Source organism: Phyllobacterium trifolii, from assembly GCF_014192095.1.
Classification (GTDB): Bacteria; Pseudomonadota; Alphaproteobacteria; order Rhizobiales; family Rhizobiaceae; genus Phyllobacterium; species Phyllobacterium trifolii.
The window spans coordinates 259,582-275,039 of the sequence record NZ_JACHXN010000002.1 but is presented as its reverse complement, the minus strand read 5'-3'; the positions used below and the strand labels follow the sequence as shown (position 1 = coordinate 275,039).

The 15,458-nt window shown below is 59.6% G+C and carries 15 protein-coding genes; 2 read left to right on the top strand and 13 right to left on the bottom strand.

Annotated features, from left to right (window positions below; all coding sequences use genetic code 11):
• Positions 1-13: 13 nt before the first annotated feature.
• The 12 genes from FHS21_RS04325 to hutI form a co-directional block, all read right to left on the bottom strand.
• Entirely contained in the window at positions 14-520 is a 507-nt protein-coding gene (locus FHS21_RS04325) for a hypothetical protein (RefSeq protein ID WP_112551372.1), read from the bottom strand.
• Positions 501-683: a hypothetical protein gene (locus FHS21_RS04320; RefSeq protein WP_112525506.1), complete on the bottom strand. Its 183-nt coding sequence runs from the start codon at positions 681-683 to the stop codon at positions 501-503. The genes FHS21_RS04325 and FHS21_RS04320 overlap by 20 nt, the downstream gene beginning before the upstream one ends.
• Before the next feature lie 248 nt (positions 684-931).
• Positions 932-1,522, bottom strand: a complete 591-nt coding sequence (locus tag FHS21_RS04315) for an SCO family protein (protein WP_112525504.1) — start codon at positions 1,520-1,522, stop codon at positions 932-934.
• Positions 1,522-2,046 carry a copper chaperone PCu(A)C gene (locus tag FHS21_RS04310; protein ID WP_162701803.1) on the bottom strand — a complete coding sequence of 175 codons (525 nt, stop codon included), beginning with the start codon at positions 2,044-2,046 and terminating at the stop codon, positions 1,522-1,524. Before FHS21_RS04310 ends, FHS21_RS04315 begins: the two co-directional genes overlap by 1 nt.
• A gap of 23 nt (positions 2,047-2,069) precedes the next feature.
• Entirely contained in the window at positions 2,070-3,428 is a 1,359-nt protein-coding gene (locus FHS21_RS04305) for a PepSY-associated TM helix domain-containing protein (protein ID WP_112525500.1), read from the bottom strand.
• Between the two features lie 83 nt (positions 3,429-3,511).
• On the bottom strand, positions 3,512-3,895 hold the full coding sequence (locus tag FHS21_RS04300) for a hypothetical protein (RefSeq protein WP_183661020.1): 384 nt from the start codon (positions 3,893-3,895) through the stop codon (positions 3,512-3,514).
• A 223-nt stretch (positions 3,896-4,118) separates the two neighbouring features.
• A complete protein-coding gene (gene hutC, locus FHS21_RS04295) occupies positions 4,119-4,874 on the bottom strand; it encodes a histidine utilization transcriptional repressor HutC (RefSeq protein ID WP_112525496.1) in 756 nt (251 codons plus the stop codon).
• Positions 4,875-4,892: 18 nt separating this feature from the next.
• Positions 4,893-5,474 (bottom strand): HutD/Ves family protein, encoded by a 582-nt coding sequence (locus FHS21_RS04290; protein ID WP_112525494.1) that lies wholly within the window; start codon positions 5,472-5,474, stop codon positions 4,893-4,895.
• Entirely contained in the window at positions 5,474-7,144 is a 1,671-nt protein-coding gene (gene hutU, locus FHS21_RS04285; RefSeq protein ID WP_112525492.1) for a urocanate hydratase, read from the bottom strand. Before hutU ends, FHS21_RS04290 begins: the two co-directional genes overlap by 1 nt.
• The gene (gene hutG, locus FHS21_RS04280) at positions 7,144-7,947 is read right to left on the bottom strand and encodes an N-formylglutamate deformylase (RefSeq protein ID WP_112525490.1); all 804 of its coding nucleotides are present in this window, start codon (positions 7,945-7,947) and stop codon (positions 7,144-7,146) included. Before hutG ends, hutU begins: the two co-directional genes overlap by 1 nt.
• Positions 7,944-9,491, bottom strand: a complete 1,548-nt coding sequence (gene hutH, locus FHS21_RS04275) for a histidine ammonia-lyase (protein ID WP_183661017.1) — start codon at positions 9,489-9,491, stop codon at positions 7,944-7,946. Before hutH ends, hutG begins: the two co-directional genes overlap by 4 nt.
• Positions 9,492-10,685 (bottom strand): imidazolonepropionase, encoded by a 1,194-nt coding sequence (gene hutI / locus FHS21_RS04270; protein WP_183661015.1) that lies wholly within the window; start codon positions 10,683-10,685, stop codon positions 9,492-9,494. It abuts the gene before it with no gap.
• Between the two features lie 84 nt (positions 10,686-10,769).
• Here hutI and FHS21_RS04265 point away from each other — a divergent pair, with 84 nt between their 5' ends.
• Positions 10,770-12,152 (top strand): formimidoylglutamate deiminase, encoded by a 1,383-nt coding sequence (locus tag FHS21_RS04265; RefSeq protein WP_112525487.1) that lies wholly within the window; start codon positions 10,770-10,772, stop codon positions 12,150-12,152.
• Positions 12,153-12,392: 240 nt separating this feature from the next.
• On the top strand, positions 12,393-13,625 hold the full coding sequence (locus FHS21_RS04260; protein ID WP_112525485.1) for an Mrp/NBP35 family ATP-binding protein: 1,233 nt from the start codon (positions 12,393-12,395) through the stop codon (positions 13,623-13,625).
• A gap of 55 nt (positions 13,626-13,680) precedes the next feature.
• Here FHS21_RS04260 and FHS21_RS04255 read toward each other — a convergent pair whose 3' ends face one another.
• Positions 13,681-15,408, bottom strand: a complete 1,728-nt coding sequence (locus tag FHS21_RS04255; RefSeq protein WP_183661013.1) for a Na/Pi cotransporter family protein — start codon at positions 15,406-15,408, stop codon at positions 13,681-13,683.
• Positions 15,409-15,458: the final 50 nt, after the last annotated feature.

The window sequence follows — 15,458 nt, the reverse complement described above, 5'->3', positions numbered from 1 at the left end:
GCACTTTCTCTCCTCAGTGAAAGTTCGCTCGCAACGGGCGGGAAATAATGTCCTCAATTGCGGATTTCGGGATCGGCAAGAGCATCTGATCCATCTCGGCCAGCGTTTCGGCAAAACTGATCGCTGCGTTCTCCACTTCCTCCTGGCGCGAGGGGCATGCCATGGCATTGAGGCAGGTTCGTGCCGCAACCATGTCGCAATTTTGTATCCCGGCGATGAGCCCCAAAGTCATGCATTCCTCCCGGCAGACATGATGCGAACCAAATGGAAAAGTCTTGAGCGGGCATAATGCGCAGTGGCGCAGGGTTCGGATGAAGAACGACAGCTCGGATAGTGCGCGGTTGCCGTTGCGCGTACCGAGAAGCTCGCTATAGAGCCCGTAGGCCATTTCCCAAGCGATGACAGAGCCGGTTTCGAAACCCGCCGTCCAACGCCGGTAGCCTTCGAGTACGAGCTTTTCCGGTGTGCGATCGAAATAGCAACCTGCATTGTTGCCGGCTTCAGATATACGCGGATACATCGCCGCTCCCATCCTGCTCGTTGTTGCGGATCAGGGCGAGAGGGCCACTGCGGTGACCGCGGGTGACCAACTGCCTCGGGCTGTTACGGCCAGGGACAGGATACAGTTGCTGATGGTTCAGCAGGGAAACCACGCGCAGGCGTGGCAGAAAAAGACCTATCATAGGGTCCTCCAATCGAAAGGGTTCAAGGCCCAGACATCAAAGGGATGTGCTTTTGCACTTTCCGCATAAAGGCTTCTGAAAACCGCAATGTCAAATACTAAATCTTTAAAACCTATAAAAATATCAATAGGTTAGAATAATTCTAGGAAATTATGAGTTTTTTAGTATACAAATGTTCGGATCAACCCGCAAAGAGCATATCCTTCCCCTCCAAACTGACGCCCGGAGGAGAATGGTAATGGCACGCTTCATCCGGCGATCAGCAGCCGAAGCTTCTTCAATGCGACATCAGGGCTTTCCTTATAGTCGATTGTGCTTTTTAGCCGCCCGTCGCGGTCAAGCAGCATCACTGATGCCGTATGGTCCATGGTATAGCCACCATTTTCGGTTGGCACCTTCTTCGCATAAATCTTCCAGCCCTTGAGGAGCTTCTCGACTTCCTGCGGATTGCCGGTGATGCCGGTGATCCTGTCTGTGAAGGCTGATGTATAGCCCTTCATGACGCCCGGAGTGTCGCGCTCCGGATCGACGGAAATGAAGAAGACGCGCAGGTCTTTGCCTTCATCGCCAAGTGTCTTCAGCCATCCCGCCATTTCAAAGAGTGTTGTCGGGCACACCTCGGGGCAATGGGTGAAACCAAAGAACAGCGCCGTCGGATGGCCCTTGAAGGCCGCGTCGGTAATCGGAGCGTTGTTCTGGTCGACGAGATTGAACGGGACGCCGAGCTGCACAGCCTGCGCATTGCCGCCATTTCGCGCGTTGATGTAAGTGAAAACCAGGAAGCCGCACAATACAGCGATCAGCGCCCATAATGCATAGCGCAAGAGACGGAAATTCATCAATTGTGCTCCATGCTTGTTGCGCCTGCAGGCCCGACCATGAACTGGACGTCGACCTTGCCGGCTTTGGTAAAATCGAGCGTAACGGGCACCATATCGCCCTCTTTCAGGGGTGCTGAGAGGTCTATCAACATCAAATGTGTGCCTCCAGGAGAGAGTTCGGCGCTGCCGCCAGCCGGAATCTCAAGTCCGTCCTTCAGCTTGCGCATTTGCATGACGTTGCCATCCATCTTCATTTCATGCACCTCGACCCGGGCAGCAACAGGGCTCGAACCGCCAATGAGCTGGTCCGGTTCGTTCGCTTGATTTTCGATCTTGATATAGCCGCCGCCGACTTTCGCCCCGGGCAGGGTGGCGCGGGTAAAGGCGCCGCTCAAGGTCAGATCACCAGCTTTTACGGGCTCCATGGAGTCGTCTTCGCTCATGGTGGCACCCTGCATCATCTTGGAATGATCGTGCGCCTGAGCGGACGAGATTGACACAAATACCAGCGCGACGGCGGCAATTCTGGAAAAAGATTTCATGAGGCGTCTCCTATCCATATTTTTTATGAGAATACACGTTGCAAGGGCGAAGGGATGCGCGTGATCAACTGGTCGAGGATCAACATGCCGAGAATTGCAAACCCGGTCAGCGGAAAGGCGATGCCGAATACCAATATGACCAAGGTAAATACTGCAAAGACACTTTTCTGCTGCGGCATCGGTGGCACGCCGAGCCGTCCTGAAGGACGCCGCTTCCACCACATGATTACGGCGGAAACCGAGGCGAGGATGATGGCAAGGCATGTCGCGAGCATGGCGAGTTGGTTGGCAAGCCCCCAATATTGGCCCTGATGCACGCCGATCCCAAACTCGATGGCTTTGGCTCCAGCTCCATAATCGGAAAACTTCAAATCAACCAATGGGTTAGCGCTATATTGGTCGAAGTGGATAGTACGTTGTTTGGCGATATCGTCTGGGAAAACGGCAGCGGTATAGACCCCCTTCTTGCCAGAAGGCAGCGAAATTTCAAAGCCCGGTGTCATGCCTGCTGCCGCCGCGGAGGCGACGATCCGGTCGAGCCCGACGGGCGTCCCGCCTGGCGTCGACACGGGTACCGGTGCGTTCTCGACAGTCCATCCGGAATTGCCAAGTACTTGTTTTGTCTGAAGTTTTGAAACCGGCACGTTGTCCCAGAGCTGAGCGGGATAGCCAAGTCCATAGCCGGACAATGTCGTATTCAGCTTGTCACCCCAATAGCCCGACCATGGCATGCCGGAGATCGCAAGGAAGAAGATCAATGCGCCCGCACCTGCGCCGGTCACGGCATGCAGATCCCGCCAGAACACGCGTTTGTCCGGAGTTCCGCGAACAGTGACGACACCGCCAGTCTGTTTGCGCGGCCACCACAGATAAAAGCCTGTAATTACAAGGACTAACGCAAGGCCGCCTACGGCTTCGACGATGCGGTTGAAGGCAAGGCCGAAATATTCAAGACTGTGAATTTTCTTGACGACCCAGCTGAATTCTTCCTTTTCGCCGACCTTGCCAAGGACCGCGCCGCTATAGGGATCGACGAAGACCAGAACGTTTCCATCGGGGGTACCGACGGTGACTTTTGCCGATTGTGTTGGAGTGCCAGGTGATTGATATCGCAGCACTTTTGATCCCGGCACCGCCGCTTTCGCGTTGTCGGTCAGGAGCGAAGGAGCAAGAGATTCGCCGCGCGGCTGAACCACGTTGCGGTAGGCGAAGACGGTGTTGTCGATCTCGTCCTTGAACAGATAGAGGCTGCCGGTGATGGCGAGATTGAGCATGAAAGGGATGACCAGAAGGCCGGCGAAAAAATGCCAGCGCCAGATGGCGCGGTAGAGTGAAAGGCTGAGATAATAAGGCTTCCCGGAAGCCATGCTTGAGACGGTCATATGTGTTCCAGTCGTCTGACAGCAAGGGTGACGGCACCGCTGGAGCAGGCCGCCGTGACGCGCCATCGAGGGCGCATTTTATGTCAGACGAGGGGAGGAGCTTGCGGTGGAGCCGATGGCGGAAAGAGGCTGCGCGCGATCCGGACCGCTTCCCGCTTTATCGTAAGCGATTGAATCGGCTCGTTTTTCAAGCCGGACGCCATGAGCGGAACCGGCAGAACGACGGATGCCGAGAGGCGGCAGGCCTCGCAGCCATTGCCGTGCCAGGCGCTCTTGTGTGAAGCTTGATCCACCTTGTTGTCGAGGCAGAGAACGGGCACGGACCCGTCCGGCAAAGTATAGGCGGCAAGGTCGATATCACTGGCTGGAGAGGCTGAAATGGGCTGGTGCGCGAAGGCAACGAATACGAGCGCCAATGCGCAAAGCATGCGCACCGCCAATCGCCAGTCGTTCCGAATATTGCGCATTACCGCCTCATTTCACTTCGCGCTCTAAATACAGCAGCCTGATCTGAAAATCCATGCGGCAAAGAGGAATGCAACTGAGCACACTCAAATTTCCCGTCACGGTAGAGAATCTTGAGGCAGATTCGATGATTCTTGCGCCAGTTTCGGCAACTCTTGCATGAGTTTTGCCTATTCTTGCGCAAAAGATGTCCCTGTTCAGACCAGCCTGCTTCCGAATTCAGGTTTAGGCGGAATCGCGGCGCGGCATGGCGCCCTTCGGACTGAAATGGGCGACCAGCCGGTAGGTTTCACCCGGGTAAAACATCCGCACGGCGGTGATCGGCCTTTTACCTCTCCATGTCGATCGTTCGACCTGCAAACAGGCCGAGCCTTCCTTCACGTCCAAACGAGTGGCAAGCATGGAATCCGCGTTGAACGCGCTGATCCGGTTCTCCGCCTCCGACCATGGCACATGACCGCGCAGCCAGGTTCCCGGAGGTTCGTCGGCAAAGGAGATATCGACGGCTTCCGGAACGCTGACAAGATCGATCAGCCGGTCCTCGAAAGCATGGACGCGCCGGCCGGCGAAATGACGGCAGTGAATCGCCAGAACCTGACGCGGGCTTTGCACATTAAGGCGTTCCATGTCGTCTCGGGTCGAGCGGCGCTGCTGCCGCGAGACCACTTCAAGTCTGTAGACCTGCCCGATGGCCTCGACTTCGGCACGCACATCCGGAATTTCGATAACGGCCGATTGCGACAGCGGCTGCGAAACGAAGCTTCCCGCCTTGCGGCGGCGCTCGATGAGCCCGGAAGCGGCAAGCGCCGACAGAGCCTTGTTCACCGTCATCCGCGCACAACCGTAGGTTTCCATCAATTCGCGTTCCAGCGGAATGCGAAAACCGGGAGCCCATTCGCCGAGCAGGATCCGCTGTTCGATGTCATGGTGGATACGGGCGGAGAGCTGGCCCTTGGGTGTGTCGGTAACCTGGTTTTCCATCTGATCCAAGGCGACCTCTTATTCGGGCGATAGAGTTTGCGACAGGTGAACGATGATTGCCTTTCCCGACCCACCAACGGAAATCTCTGGCGTATCTGCGGAAGCATCGATCAACGCAGCATCATGCGCATCGAGCACTGACGACTCACCAAGGGTGATCTGGCCACTGCGGCAGAAGATGATGCAGACATCTGCCGCGACGGGCAGAAGCTGTGTCCCATCGATGGACAGATTGTCGACGCTGTGAGTCCAGCGCCCCCACCGTGTCATGACATTGAAATCGGTGACTGGTCCAGCAATCAACTTTGCCGATGCAGCCACGTCTCCCGGGAATGGATGAGGCTTGCCTGCTGGCGTCAATCGCACCGGTGTTTCGTCCTCGACGGTAAGTTCCAGTCCCTCACCGCTGAGCACGGTCAGCGTGCGGTCGATGCCGTCGAACCGCGAAAATGGTCCATCGGCAGCAACAGTCGCCATGCTGATGCGCCAGTCGAAATTGCCAACCGAAGCTCCGGGGGGAGCGACGGCAATCTCGGTGGTGACGCCGCCGCCATTCTTCCACGGCATTTGCCGGTGATTGCTGGCGCGCAGAATTCTCATCAGCCGAGAATGCCCGGCAAATTGAGGCCTTTTTCCTTCGCGCATTCTATGGCGATCTCGTAGCCCGCATCGGCGTGGCGCATGACCCCGGTTGCCGGATCGTTCCAGAGAACGCGTTTGATGCGCTCCGCCGCGTCGTCGGTCCCGTCACAGCAAATCACCATACCGGAGTGCTGGGAAAAGCCCATGCCGACCCCGCCGCCATGATGCAGGGAGACCCACGTCGCACCGGAGGCGGTGTTGAGCAGCGCATTCAACAGCGGCCAGTCGGAGACGGCATCGGAGCCATCCTTCATGGCTTCCGTTTCGCGGTTCGGCGAGGCGACGGAGCCCGAATCGAGATGATCTCGGCCGATGACGATCGGTGCCTTCAACTCGCCGGTACGCACCATCTCGTTGAAGGCGAGTCCAAGCCGGTCGCGGTCGCCGAGACCGACCCAGCATATCCGCGCCGGCAGACCCTGAAACGCGATGCGTTCCCGCGCCATGTCGAGCCAGTTGTGCAGATGGGTGTTACCCGGCGTCAGTTCCTTCACCTTGGCGTCGGTCTTGTAAATGTCTTCCGGATCGCCCGACAGTGCCGCCCAGCGGAACGGTCCAATGCCCCGGCAGAAGAGAGGACGGATATAGGCGGGGACGAAGCCGGGGAAGGCAAAGGCGTTCTCGAGACCCTCGTCTTTGGCGACCTGGCGTATGTTGTTGCCATAGTCGAGTGTCGGAATGCCGCGATCCCAGAATGCAATCATGGCTTCGACGTGTTCGCGCATTGAAGCGCGGGCGGCTTTCTCGACGGCTTTCGGGTCGGTTTCGCGCTTCTGGCGCCATTCGGCCAAAGTCCAGCCTTTCGGCAGATAGCCGTTGATCGGATCATGAGCCGAGGTCTGGTCGGTGACAATATCCGGGCGCACATTGCGCCGGACGAGTTCGGGCAGGATATCGGCGGCATTGCCGAGCAAACCGACCGATTTGGCTTCGCCCGCCTTGGTCCAGCGCTCGATCATTTCGAGCGCTTCATCGAGTGTTTCGGCCTTGGCGTCCACGTATCGCGTGCGCAGGCGGAAATCGATCGAGTCCGGGTTGCACTCGACGGCGAGACAGCAGGCACCGGCCATGACGGCAGCCAGCGGCTGCGCTCCGCCCATGCCGCCAAGTCCGCCCGTCAGGATCCACTTGCCCCTAAGATTGCCGTTATAGTGCTGGCGCCCGGCTTCGACGAAGGTTTCATAGGTGCCCTGAACGATGCCTTGCGTGCCGATATAGATCCACGAGCCGGCCGTCATCTGGCCGTACATGGCGAGACCCTTCTTATCGAGCTCGTTGAAGTGATCCCAGGTTGCCCAGTGCGGCACCAGATTGGAATTGGCGATCAGCACCCGCGGCGCGTTGGCATGGGTCTTGAACACACCGACCGGCTTGCCGGACTGGACGAGCAGCGTTTCATCCTCGTTCAGTGTTTTGAGGGTGGAAACGATCTTGTCGAAATCGTCCCATGTGCGGGCGGCACGACCGATGCCGCCATACACGACAAGTTCGTTAGGATTTTCCGCAACATCGGGATCGAGATTATTCATCAGCATGCGCAGTGGCGCTTCGGTCATCCACGATTTGGTGTTGAGCTTGTCGCCGCGCGGAGCCCGCACTTCACGAATGTTGTGCCTCGGATTGTTCATTATTTGCTCCCCAACTTGATCGCGGTCTGTCGGATGATTTCGAGAATGTCTTTGAGGTGCTTGCGCAGCCGTTCGGCTTTAGCCTCGTCATAGGCGAAAGGCGGCGCTTCTTTCGTCAGATGCGAGGACTGCGTCAGTTCCATCTGGATGGCGTGGATGCCGAGCTTTGGCTGGCCATAGTGCCGCGTTGTCCAGCCACCCTTGAACCGGCCGTTGATGACGGCGTCATAGCCGCGCGCCGCAAATGCGATACGGCCAACTGCCGAGGCGATTTCCGGGGAACAGCTGTTGCCCTCATTGGTGCCAATGTTGAAATCCGGAAGCTTGCCCTGGAAGAGAAACGGGATGTGCGAACGTATGGAGTGGCAATCGTACAGAACGACAAGGCCATGGGCTTCGTGCACGCGTTCGATCTCCTTGGCCAGTGCCACATGGTAAGGGCTGTGGAACTGTTTCAGCCGGTATTCGATGTCCGCTGCCGTCGGCTTCTCGCCACCGCGCCAGATCGGCTTGCCGTCGAAATCGGTATCGGGAATGAGTCCGGTGGTATTCTGCCCGGGGTAAAGACTGACGCCCGAGGGATCGCGATTAGCATCGATCACATAGCGATGAAAGGTAGCGCGGACGGTCGTGACCTCTGGCAGCAAGCCGTCGTAGAGCTTGTCAATGTGCCAGTCCGTATCCGCGAGCATCTGGCCAGTTTCGTTGAGCCGGGCGTGAATGTCGGCGGGCACCTCGGTCCCCGTGTGCGGAAAGCCGAGAATGATCGGGGATGATCCCTGTTTGACGTCAACCACATTCATAATTGTGTATCCAGAACCGGCAGAATATCAGAAGAAATCGCGGCGTTGAGCGCGCCCGAAGCAACGAGATCGGAAACGGATTTCAAGTCTGGAGCCATATAACGGTCCTCGTCGAGTGTTGGCACTGCGACCCGAATAACGCCATGCGCGCGGGTGAGTTCCGGGCTGGTCTGCAGGGGTTCGCGCAGGTCGATCCCTTGTGCGGCTGTCAGCGCCTCGATGCCGATGATCGAGAACAGATTGTCCGTCATCTGCAACAGGCGGCGCGCGCCATGGCAGGCCATCGATACGTGATCTTCCTGATTGGCCGAGGTCGGCGTCGAATCCACCGACGCCGGATGTGACATCTGCTTGTTTTCCGACATGAGCGCGGCGGATGTGACTTCTGCAATCATCAGGCCGGAGTTGAGGCCGGGCTTTCTGGCAAGGAACGCGGGCAGGCCGTAGCTCAGGGCCGGATCGACCAGAAGGGCGATGCGGCGCTGGGCGATCGCGCCGATTTCACAAATGGCGAGCGCGATCTGGTCGGCGGCGAAGGCGACCGGCTCCGCATGGAAGTTGCCGCCCGAGACGACGGAGCCATCACTGAGTACCAGCGGATTGTCGGTAACGGCGTTGGCCTCGATTTCGAGCGTACGCGCCGCCATGCGCAACAGGTCGAGGCAGGCGCCGTCCACCTGCGGCTGGCAGCGGATGCAATAAGGATCCTGCACGCGCTCGTCGCCCTCGATGTGGCTCTCGCGAATGGGCGAGTTTTCGAGCAATCGCCGAAGTGCCGTGCCCGTATCGATCTGGCCGCGATGACCGCGCAATGCATGAATATCCGGATGGAACGGTGCTGACGAGCCCATGGCGGCGTCCGTTGAGAGCGCGCCGGTGATCAGTGCCGACTGACCTGCGCGGTGGGCGCGAAACAGCCCCGCAAGCGCGAGAGCCGTCGAAACCTGCGTGCCGTTGATAAGCGCGAGACCTTCCTTGGCCGCGAGCACGACCGGCTTGAGGCCCGCCTGGGCAAGGCCCTCGGCGGCCGGCATCTGTCTCGCCTCGAACGTGACGTCGCCTTCACCGATCATCGCCGCGGCCATGTGGGCGAGGGGCGCAAGATCACCGGAAGCGCCGACGGAACCCTTCTCCGGAATGACCGGGATCACGCCTTTTTCCAGCATGGCTTCGATCAGGCTGATGAGTTCCGGCCGCACGCCGGACGCGCCGCGACCGAGCGAGATGAGCTTCAGCGACATGATGAGGCGTACGATATTTTCCGGCAGCGCATTACCGACGCCGCAGCAATGGGACAGGATGAGATTGCGTTGCAGCGTTCCGACATCGGCAGCATCGATCCGGATCGAGGCAAGTTTGCCGAAGCCGGTATTGATGCCATAGACCGGCGCATTCCCGGCGGCGATTTCGGCAATTCGTTTCGCTGCCGATTCGATCCCGGCATGGAAGGACGCATCGAGCTTTGCCGGCGTGCCATGCCAGTAGATCGTTTCGAGAGTGGCAAGTGGCACTGCGCCGGGATGGAGTGTTATTGTCATCGTCAATTATGCTTTCAAAACGAGCTGGTGGAGCGGGTTGAAACCGATGCGATAGCAAAGTTCCGCTGGTTGCTCTGCGTTCCAGATGGCGATCTCGGCGCGTTTGCCCGGCGCAATGGCGCCGATTTCGTCAGCGAGGCCCAGGGCGCGCGCGGCTTCACGCGTGGCGCCGGCAAGCGCTTCTTCGACGGTCAGCCGGAAAAACGTGCATGCCATATTCATTGTCAGGAGCAGCGAAGTGAGCGGCGATGTGCCGGGATTGCAATCGGTGGCGACGGCGATGCGGACACCGGCATCGCGCAGGATCTGGACAGGCGGCGCGCGCTCTTCGCGCAGGGCATAGAACGCGCCCGGAAGAAGCACCGCGACTGTTCCGGCAGCCGCCATGGCGCTGGCGCCTTCCTCATCGAGGTATTCGAGATGGTCGGCGGACAACGCGCCATACGACGCCGCGAGCTTGGCCCCGCCCAGGTTGGAGAGCTGTTCGGCGTGGAGCTTGACCGGCAAGCCGAGTGATTTCGCCTTGTCGAAAACGCGGGCGATCTGTGCGGGCGAGAACGCGATGCCCTCGCAGAACCCATCCACCGCATCGACGAGACCTTCCGCATGTGCGTCATCGAGACCGGGCAGGACGACTTCGGAAATATAGTCATCAGGCCGGCCCTTGTACTCCGGCGGTGTCGCATGGGCAGCAAGGTAGCTTGTGCGGATGCGCACAGGACGCATGGTGGCGAGGCGGCGCGCGACGCGCAGCATCTTCAGCTCGGCGTCGATGTTCAGCCCGTAGCCGGATTTTATCTCGACAGTGGAGACGCCCTCGGCAAGCAAGGTATCGAGTCGCGGCAGGCTTTGCGCAAGGAGCACCTCTTCGTTCAGGGCATTGGTCGATTTGACCGAGGAGACGATGCCGCCGCCGGCGCGGGCGATGTCCTCATAGGTCGCGCCTTCGAGCCGCATCTCGAACTCGCGGGCGCGATTACCGCCAAAGACCAGATGCGTGTGGCAATCGATGAGGGCAGGGGTCGCCAGCCTGCCGCCGAAATCCTGGCGCTCGACATCATTCCAGTCGGAAGGGATGGACTGTCCAACCCAGGCTATCCGCTCGCCATCGATGCCGATCGCGCCGTTTTCAATGAGGCCATACGGCGCGCCGATATCTTCCAGCGTGGCGATCCTCAATCCGGACAGAATTTTCCTCATCGGCCGCAGCCCGCTCCCTTTTTGGTCTTGCCCGTAACGTTAATATGTATATACATAACGTGTCAATCCGGCGGGAGGAAAGAAATGACTGAGGCTAGAAAATCGGTGTTCGCCCGGACAGCGCTCACGCCGAATGGCTGGGAGAACAATGTTCTGATCGAGATCGACAGCGTGGGCCGCATTGGCTCGGTTGTGGCCGGGAACGAGACTGCACCGAATGCTTACGCCGTAGATGTCCTGCTGCCGGCGCAGGCAAACCTCCACAGTCACACATTCCAGCGGGCGATGGCCGGGCTTTCCGAAGCACGCAGCCCTGCGGGGCGCGACAGCTTCTGGACGTGGCGCGAGATCATGTACCGTTTCCTCGACATTCTGGACCCTGAGGATATCGAGGCGATCGCCGCCTTCGCTTTCGTCGAGATGCTGGAGTCCGGCTATTCCAGCGTTGCGGAATTTCACTATGTACACCACCAGCCGGGCGGGCAGCCCTACGCCAATCTCGCAGAGTTGTCTGAACGGATCGCGGCAGCGGCAGGCGCCACGGGCATCGGCCTGACGCTGCTGCCGGTCGCCTACATGCAGGGCGGCGTAGACGGACGGGCACTGGCGGGCGGGCAATTGCGCTTCGGCAATGATTTCGACCGCTATGCGAAACTGGCCGGGCAGGCGCAGGAAGCGGCCAAAGCTGTCAGCGCCGATGCGGGTTTCGGCGTCGCGCCGCATTCGATCCGCGCCGTCAACGAAAGCGATCTGAAGGCGCTGGAACAGCATTTTCGCGGCATGCCGTTCCACATTCATATTGCCGAGCAGATCCCGGAGATCGAAGAAGTGCAGGCGGCTTACGGACAACGCTCGATGACATGGCTGCTCGATCACCTGCCGGTCGGTGAGCGCTGGTGCCTGATCCACTCGACGCACATGACGCAGCAAGAAACGCGCCGAGTCGCACAGAGTGGCGCGGTTGTCGGCTTATGTCCGATCACCGAGGCCAATCTCGGCGATGGTATATTCGACGGGGTGAATTATCTCGCTGCAGGCGGGCGCTTCGGCACGGGATCGGACTCCAACATCCGCATTTCGCCATCGGAGGAGCTGCGCCAGCTTGAATACAGCCAGCGTTTGCGTGACGTCTCCCGCGTTACGCTGTCCGTCGTCGGCAAATCCTGCGGCCGCACACTCTACGATACGGCGCTCGCCGGCGGTGCGCAGGCTCTCGGCCGCGACGCGGGCAGTCTCGCGCCAGGCAAATGGGCCGACATGATCGCGCTCGATGCTCAAAACCCTGCGCTGCTGGGGCTGAAAGGCGACCGGCTGCTCGACGGCTGGGTCTTCGCGGGCGACCGCCACGCGGTCAGCGATGTCTGGTCAGCCGGACGGCATGTGGTGCATGAAGGCCGACACCGCGACCGGGATGCAATATTCGCGGCTTATAAAGCGCGCCTGGCACCGATCCTCTCCAAGCTTTAATACGGCATCTTTGACCGGTTTTGCCTGACTCCTCACCCTCCCCCTTGTGGGGAGGGATGGAGCGAAGCGACGGGGAGGGGGCTTATTCAGGCGGCCGCAAGATACCCCTCCCTGCTGCTACGCAGCTTCCCTCCCCACAAGGGGGAGGGCGAGGCGCTGCGCCTAGATGCAATTCACCATTGGCGATTCGCTCCAACTGCACTATTTGAGTTGGAAGGAATGACAGGGATGGAATTTAGAATGGCAGGCGTGACCCAAGAGCAGGTGCTCGAGCAATTGAAGACGGTGACTGGGCCGGACTTCAACAGCAACATTGTCGAGCTCGGGCTGGTTTCGGATATTTTCATCGCCGACAACAAGGTGTTCTTCTCGATCACCGTACCGGCCGCGCGAGCGCAGGAACTCGAACCTTTGCGCGCCGCCGCCGAGCGTGTCGTCAAGGCGATGCCGGGGGTTAACGGCGCTATCGTTGCGCTGACCGCCGAGAAAAAAGGCGGACCGACAAGCGATGACGCCCCGCCCCGGCCAACACCCCCAGCGCGCCCGGCGCAACGTCCGGCTCCGGCGGGCGCAGTTCCGCCACCGCGTGTCGTGGCCCAGAGTGGCGCGGCAGCCCAAGGTGCACCCGCGCAAGCGGCGCATGGACACAGCCACGGCGCGCCGGTCAAATCAGGCGTTCCCGGAGTCGGCGCGATCATCGCGGTTGCCTCGGGCAAGGGCGGTGTCGGCAAGTCGACGACGGCCGTCAATCTTGCGCTGGGGCTCAAGGCCAATGGCCACAGCGTCGGCATTCTGGATGCGGATATTTACGGGCCCTCCATGCCTCGGCTGCTTGGTCTGCATGGCAGGCCGGAGGTTGTGTCCGGCCGCGTGCTCAAGCCCATGGAAGGTTATGGCCTCAAAGTGATGTCGATCGGCTTCCTCGTCGATGAGGAAACGCCGATGATCTGGCGCGGGCCGATGGTCATGTCGGCGCTGACGCAGATGCTGCGCGAAGTGCAGTGGGGCGACCTCGATGTGCTCGTCGTCGATATGCCGCCCGGCACCGGCGATGCGCAATTGACCATGGCACAGCAGGTGCCGCTGGCCGGCGCGGTCATCGTCTCGACGCCGCAGGACCTCGCGCTGATCGATGCGCGCAAGGGTTTGAACATGTTCAAGAAGGTCGATGTGCCGCTGCTCGGCATCGTCGAGAACATGAGCTATTTCATCGCCCCGGACACCGGCACACGCTACGACATCTTCGGCCACGGCGGCGCGCGCAAGGAGGCGGAACGCCTCGGCGTGCCCTTCCTCGGCGAGGTGCCGCTGGTGATGGAAATCCGCGAGACCTCCGACGCGGGAACGCCTATAGTTGTCAGCAATCCCGACGGTCCGCAGGCACAAGCCTATCGCGAGATCGCGGCACAAGTCTGGGACCAGCTGGCATCCGCCAAGGGCGGACGCGCCGCCCCGGCGATTGTGTTCGAGTAGGACAGTTGAATCCTCTAGCCGCGGCGGCGGTTCTGTTGCAGCGGCTGAGTTGCCCCTATTCTGCCGGCATTGGACTCATGCCTCCATCAATAACGGGGCGTTGTCTCTCCTTGTGAGCTGCCGAGCGGGCGAGAACGGCCTGCCGATTGACCGATTTGCGCTCTTGATCAATACGGCGGATCAGGAGCTCAGCGCGTTCAATGGAACCGAGGAGGGCGAGCATGGTGCCCCGTTCGGCAGCGCCGGCATTCGGTCCCAACGCCAGAGTTCGTGCGCGAAGTTCCTCTACATCGGGCAAGCTGACGTGACCTGCCGGCATATCCGGTTTTTTGACGCCATAGTCCGGCAGGATGTCTTGTAGCGATGCGTCGAGTTTATCGAGGGCGGTATCGACGATTAGCTGGGCCTGCGGGGTAAATTTTTCGCGTTTGACCCGCCTGGCGACCTGATGCATCGATTCTGTCAATGCGGCAGTAAAGTCAGCCTCCTCAATCAGGCTTGCGATGAGGTCGAGCTGCTCATACGGAAGATCTTCCTTCATGAGCGACGCGGTGTAACTGCGAATGTCCCGGCTAAGGATATCAGTCGCGAGATAGTGTTCACCCGGATCGGATGGCGCCGCCTTGGATGAACGGGCGATATCCAGGAATAATGCCCCGGCCTGCAAATGACGGGCGGTTTCCTGCTGCACGGCCGGGATCGCTTTCGCAAAGTCACCGGCGAGCTTGCGATCGAGGAATTTCGGGGTGGAGTAGTCCTCTATATCCTCTGCATCGGTTCGGCCCACACGCGACAGGACTCGCTCGAAGACGCCGATGAAAGGAAAGAGCACCACCGTGTTGAAGACATTGAAAACGGTCGAGAAGAGACCAACGGCGACAGGGACCAGCGGGAAAGTTTCTTTCCCGTCGACGATCACCGGAATGCCCGGATCGCCGCCAAACCATTGCATCACCCATTTCAGCACCTCGATCGAGACGAAGAAGAGCGGAACCGTGATGCAGACGCCGATGATATTGAAGGAGATATGGGCATAGGCCGCACGCTTGGCGTTCTTGGACAGGTTCAGCGACGCCATCCACGAGGTAATGGTCGTGCCAAGATCGGCGCCGAGCGAGAAAGCCACAGCAGTTGTCCAGTCGAGAATCCCGGCAGCCCCGAGACCCATGACGATGCCGATCGTCGCGGAGGAAGAGTGGATCATCGCCGTAACGAGCGCGGCGATCAGAACGCATTTGATCAAGTTGAAGTAAGAATCAGCCGTCAGCGTGGAGAGGATGTCCATCACTTCTGGCATGTTGCGCAACGGACGAAGGCCGCCGGTCATCAAATTGAGCCCATAGAAAATGAGCGCGAAACCCATACAGGCCAAGGCTATATTGCGGACTTTCTCACTCTTCGCGAAGCAATAGATCAGCGAGAACACCCCGGCGAGGATGAGACCCAGCGGACCGAGTGGAAGCGCGATAAGGCCGTTGCCGAGTGTTGTGCCGATATTGGCGCCCATGATAACGCTGATAGCCGGCCTGAGCGCTACGACACCAGCGTTTACAAGGCCGACCACCATCACGGTCATAGCCGTCGACGATTGGATGATGCCGGTAATCAGCGTTCCGGCAATAACACCTTTTACGGGTGTCCCGGCCGCCTTCGCGAGAAACGCTCGCATCTTCGTCACAGATAGCGCCTGAATGCCATTCGACATGAACTCGAGCCCGAGCATGAAGATGCCCAACCCGCCAATGACTGGAACGAAAACGTCCTTGAAGAGGTCTATATTCATCCGCTCTGTCCCCAAAAGGCGCCATGGTGGCGCAATTACATCCGTCTGTT

Bases quoted from the DNA above. Each gene is read 5' to 3' on its own strand.
- FHS21_RS04325 (WP_112551372.1), bottom strand. From the start codon at position 520: ATGTATCCGCGTATATCTGAAGCCGGCAACAATGCAGGTTGCTATTTC.
- FHS21_RS04320 (WP_112525506.1), bottom strand. From the start codon at position 683: ATGATAGGTCTTTTTCTGCCACGCCTGCGCGTGGTTTCCCTGCTGAAC.
- FHS21_RS04315 (WP_112525504.1), bottom strand. From the start codon at position 1,522: ATGAATTTCCGTCTCTTGCGCTATGCATTATGGGCGCTGATCGCTGTA.
- FHS21_RS04310 (WP_162701803.1), bottom strand. From the start codon at position 2,046: ATGAAATCTTTTTCCAGAATTGCCGCCGTCGCGCTGGTATTTGTGTCA.
- FHS21_RS04305 (WP_112525500.1), bottom strand. From the start codon at position 3,428: ATGACCGTCTCAAGCATGGCTTCCGGGAAGCCTTATTATCTCAGCCTT.
- FHS21_RS04300 (WP_183661020.1), bottom strand. From the start codon at position 3,895: ATGCGCAATATTCGGAACGACTGGCGATTGGCGGTGCGCATGCTTTGC.
- hutC (WP_112525496.1), bottom strand. From the start codon at position 4,874: ATGGAAAACCAGGTTACCGACACACCCAAGGGCCAGCTCTCCGCCCGT.
- FHS21_RS04290 (WP_112525494.1), bottom strand. From the start codon at position 5,474: ATGAGAATTCTGCGCGCCAGCAATCACCGGCAAATGCCGTGGAAGAAT.
- hutU (WP_112525492.1), bottom strand. From the start codon at position 7,144: ATGAACAATCCGAGGCACAACATTCGTGAAGTGCGGGCTCCGCGCGGC.
- hutG (WP_112525490.1), bottom strand. From the start codon at position 7,947: ATGAATGTGGTTGACGTCAAACAGGGATCATCCCCGATCATTCTCGGC.
- hutI (WP_183661015.1), bottom strand. From the start codon at position 10,685: ATGAGGAAAATTCTGTCCGGATTGAGGATCGCCACGCTGGAAGATATC.
- FHS21_RS04265 (WP_112525487.1), top strand. From the start codon at position 10,770: ATGACTGAGGCTAGAAAATCGGTGTTCGCCCGGACAGCGCTCACGCCG.
- FHS21_RS04260 (WP_112525485.1), top strand. From the start codon at position 12,393: ATGGCAGGCGTGACCCAAGAGCAGGTGCTCGAGCAATTGAAGACGGTG.
- FHS21_RS04255 (WP_183661013.1), bottom strand. From the start codon at position 15,408: ATGAATATAGACCTCTTCAAGGACGTTTTCGTTCCAGTCATTGGCGGG.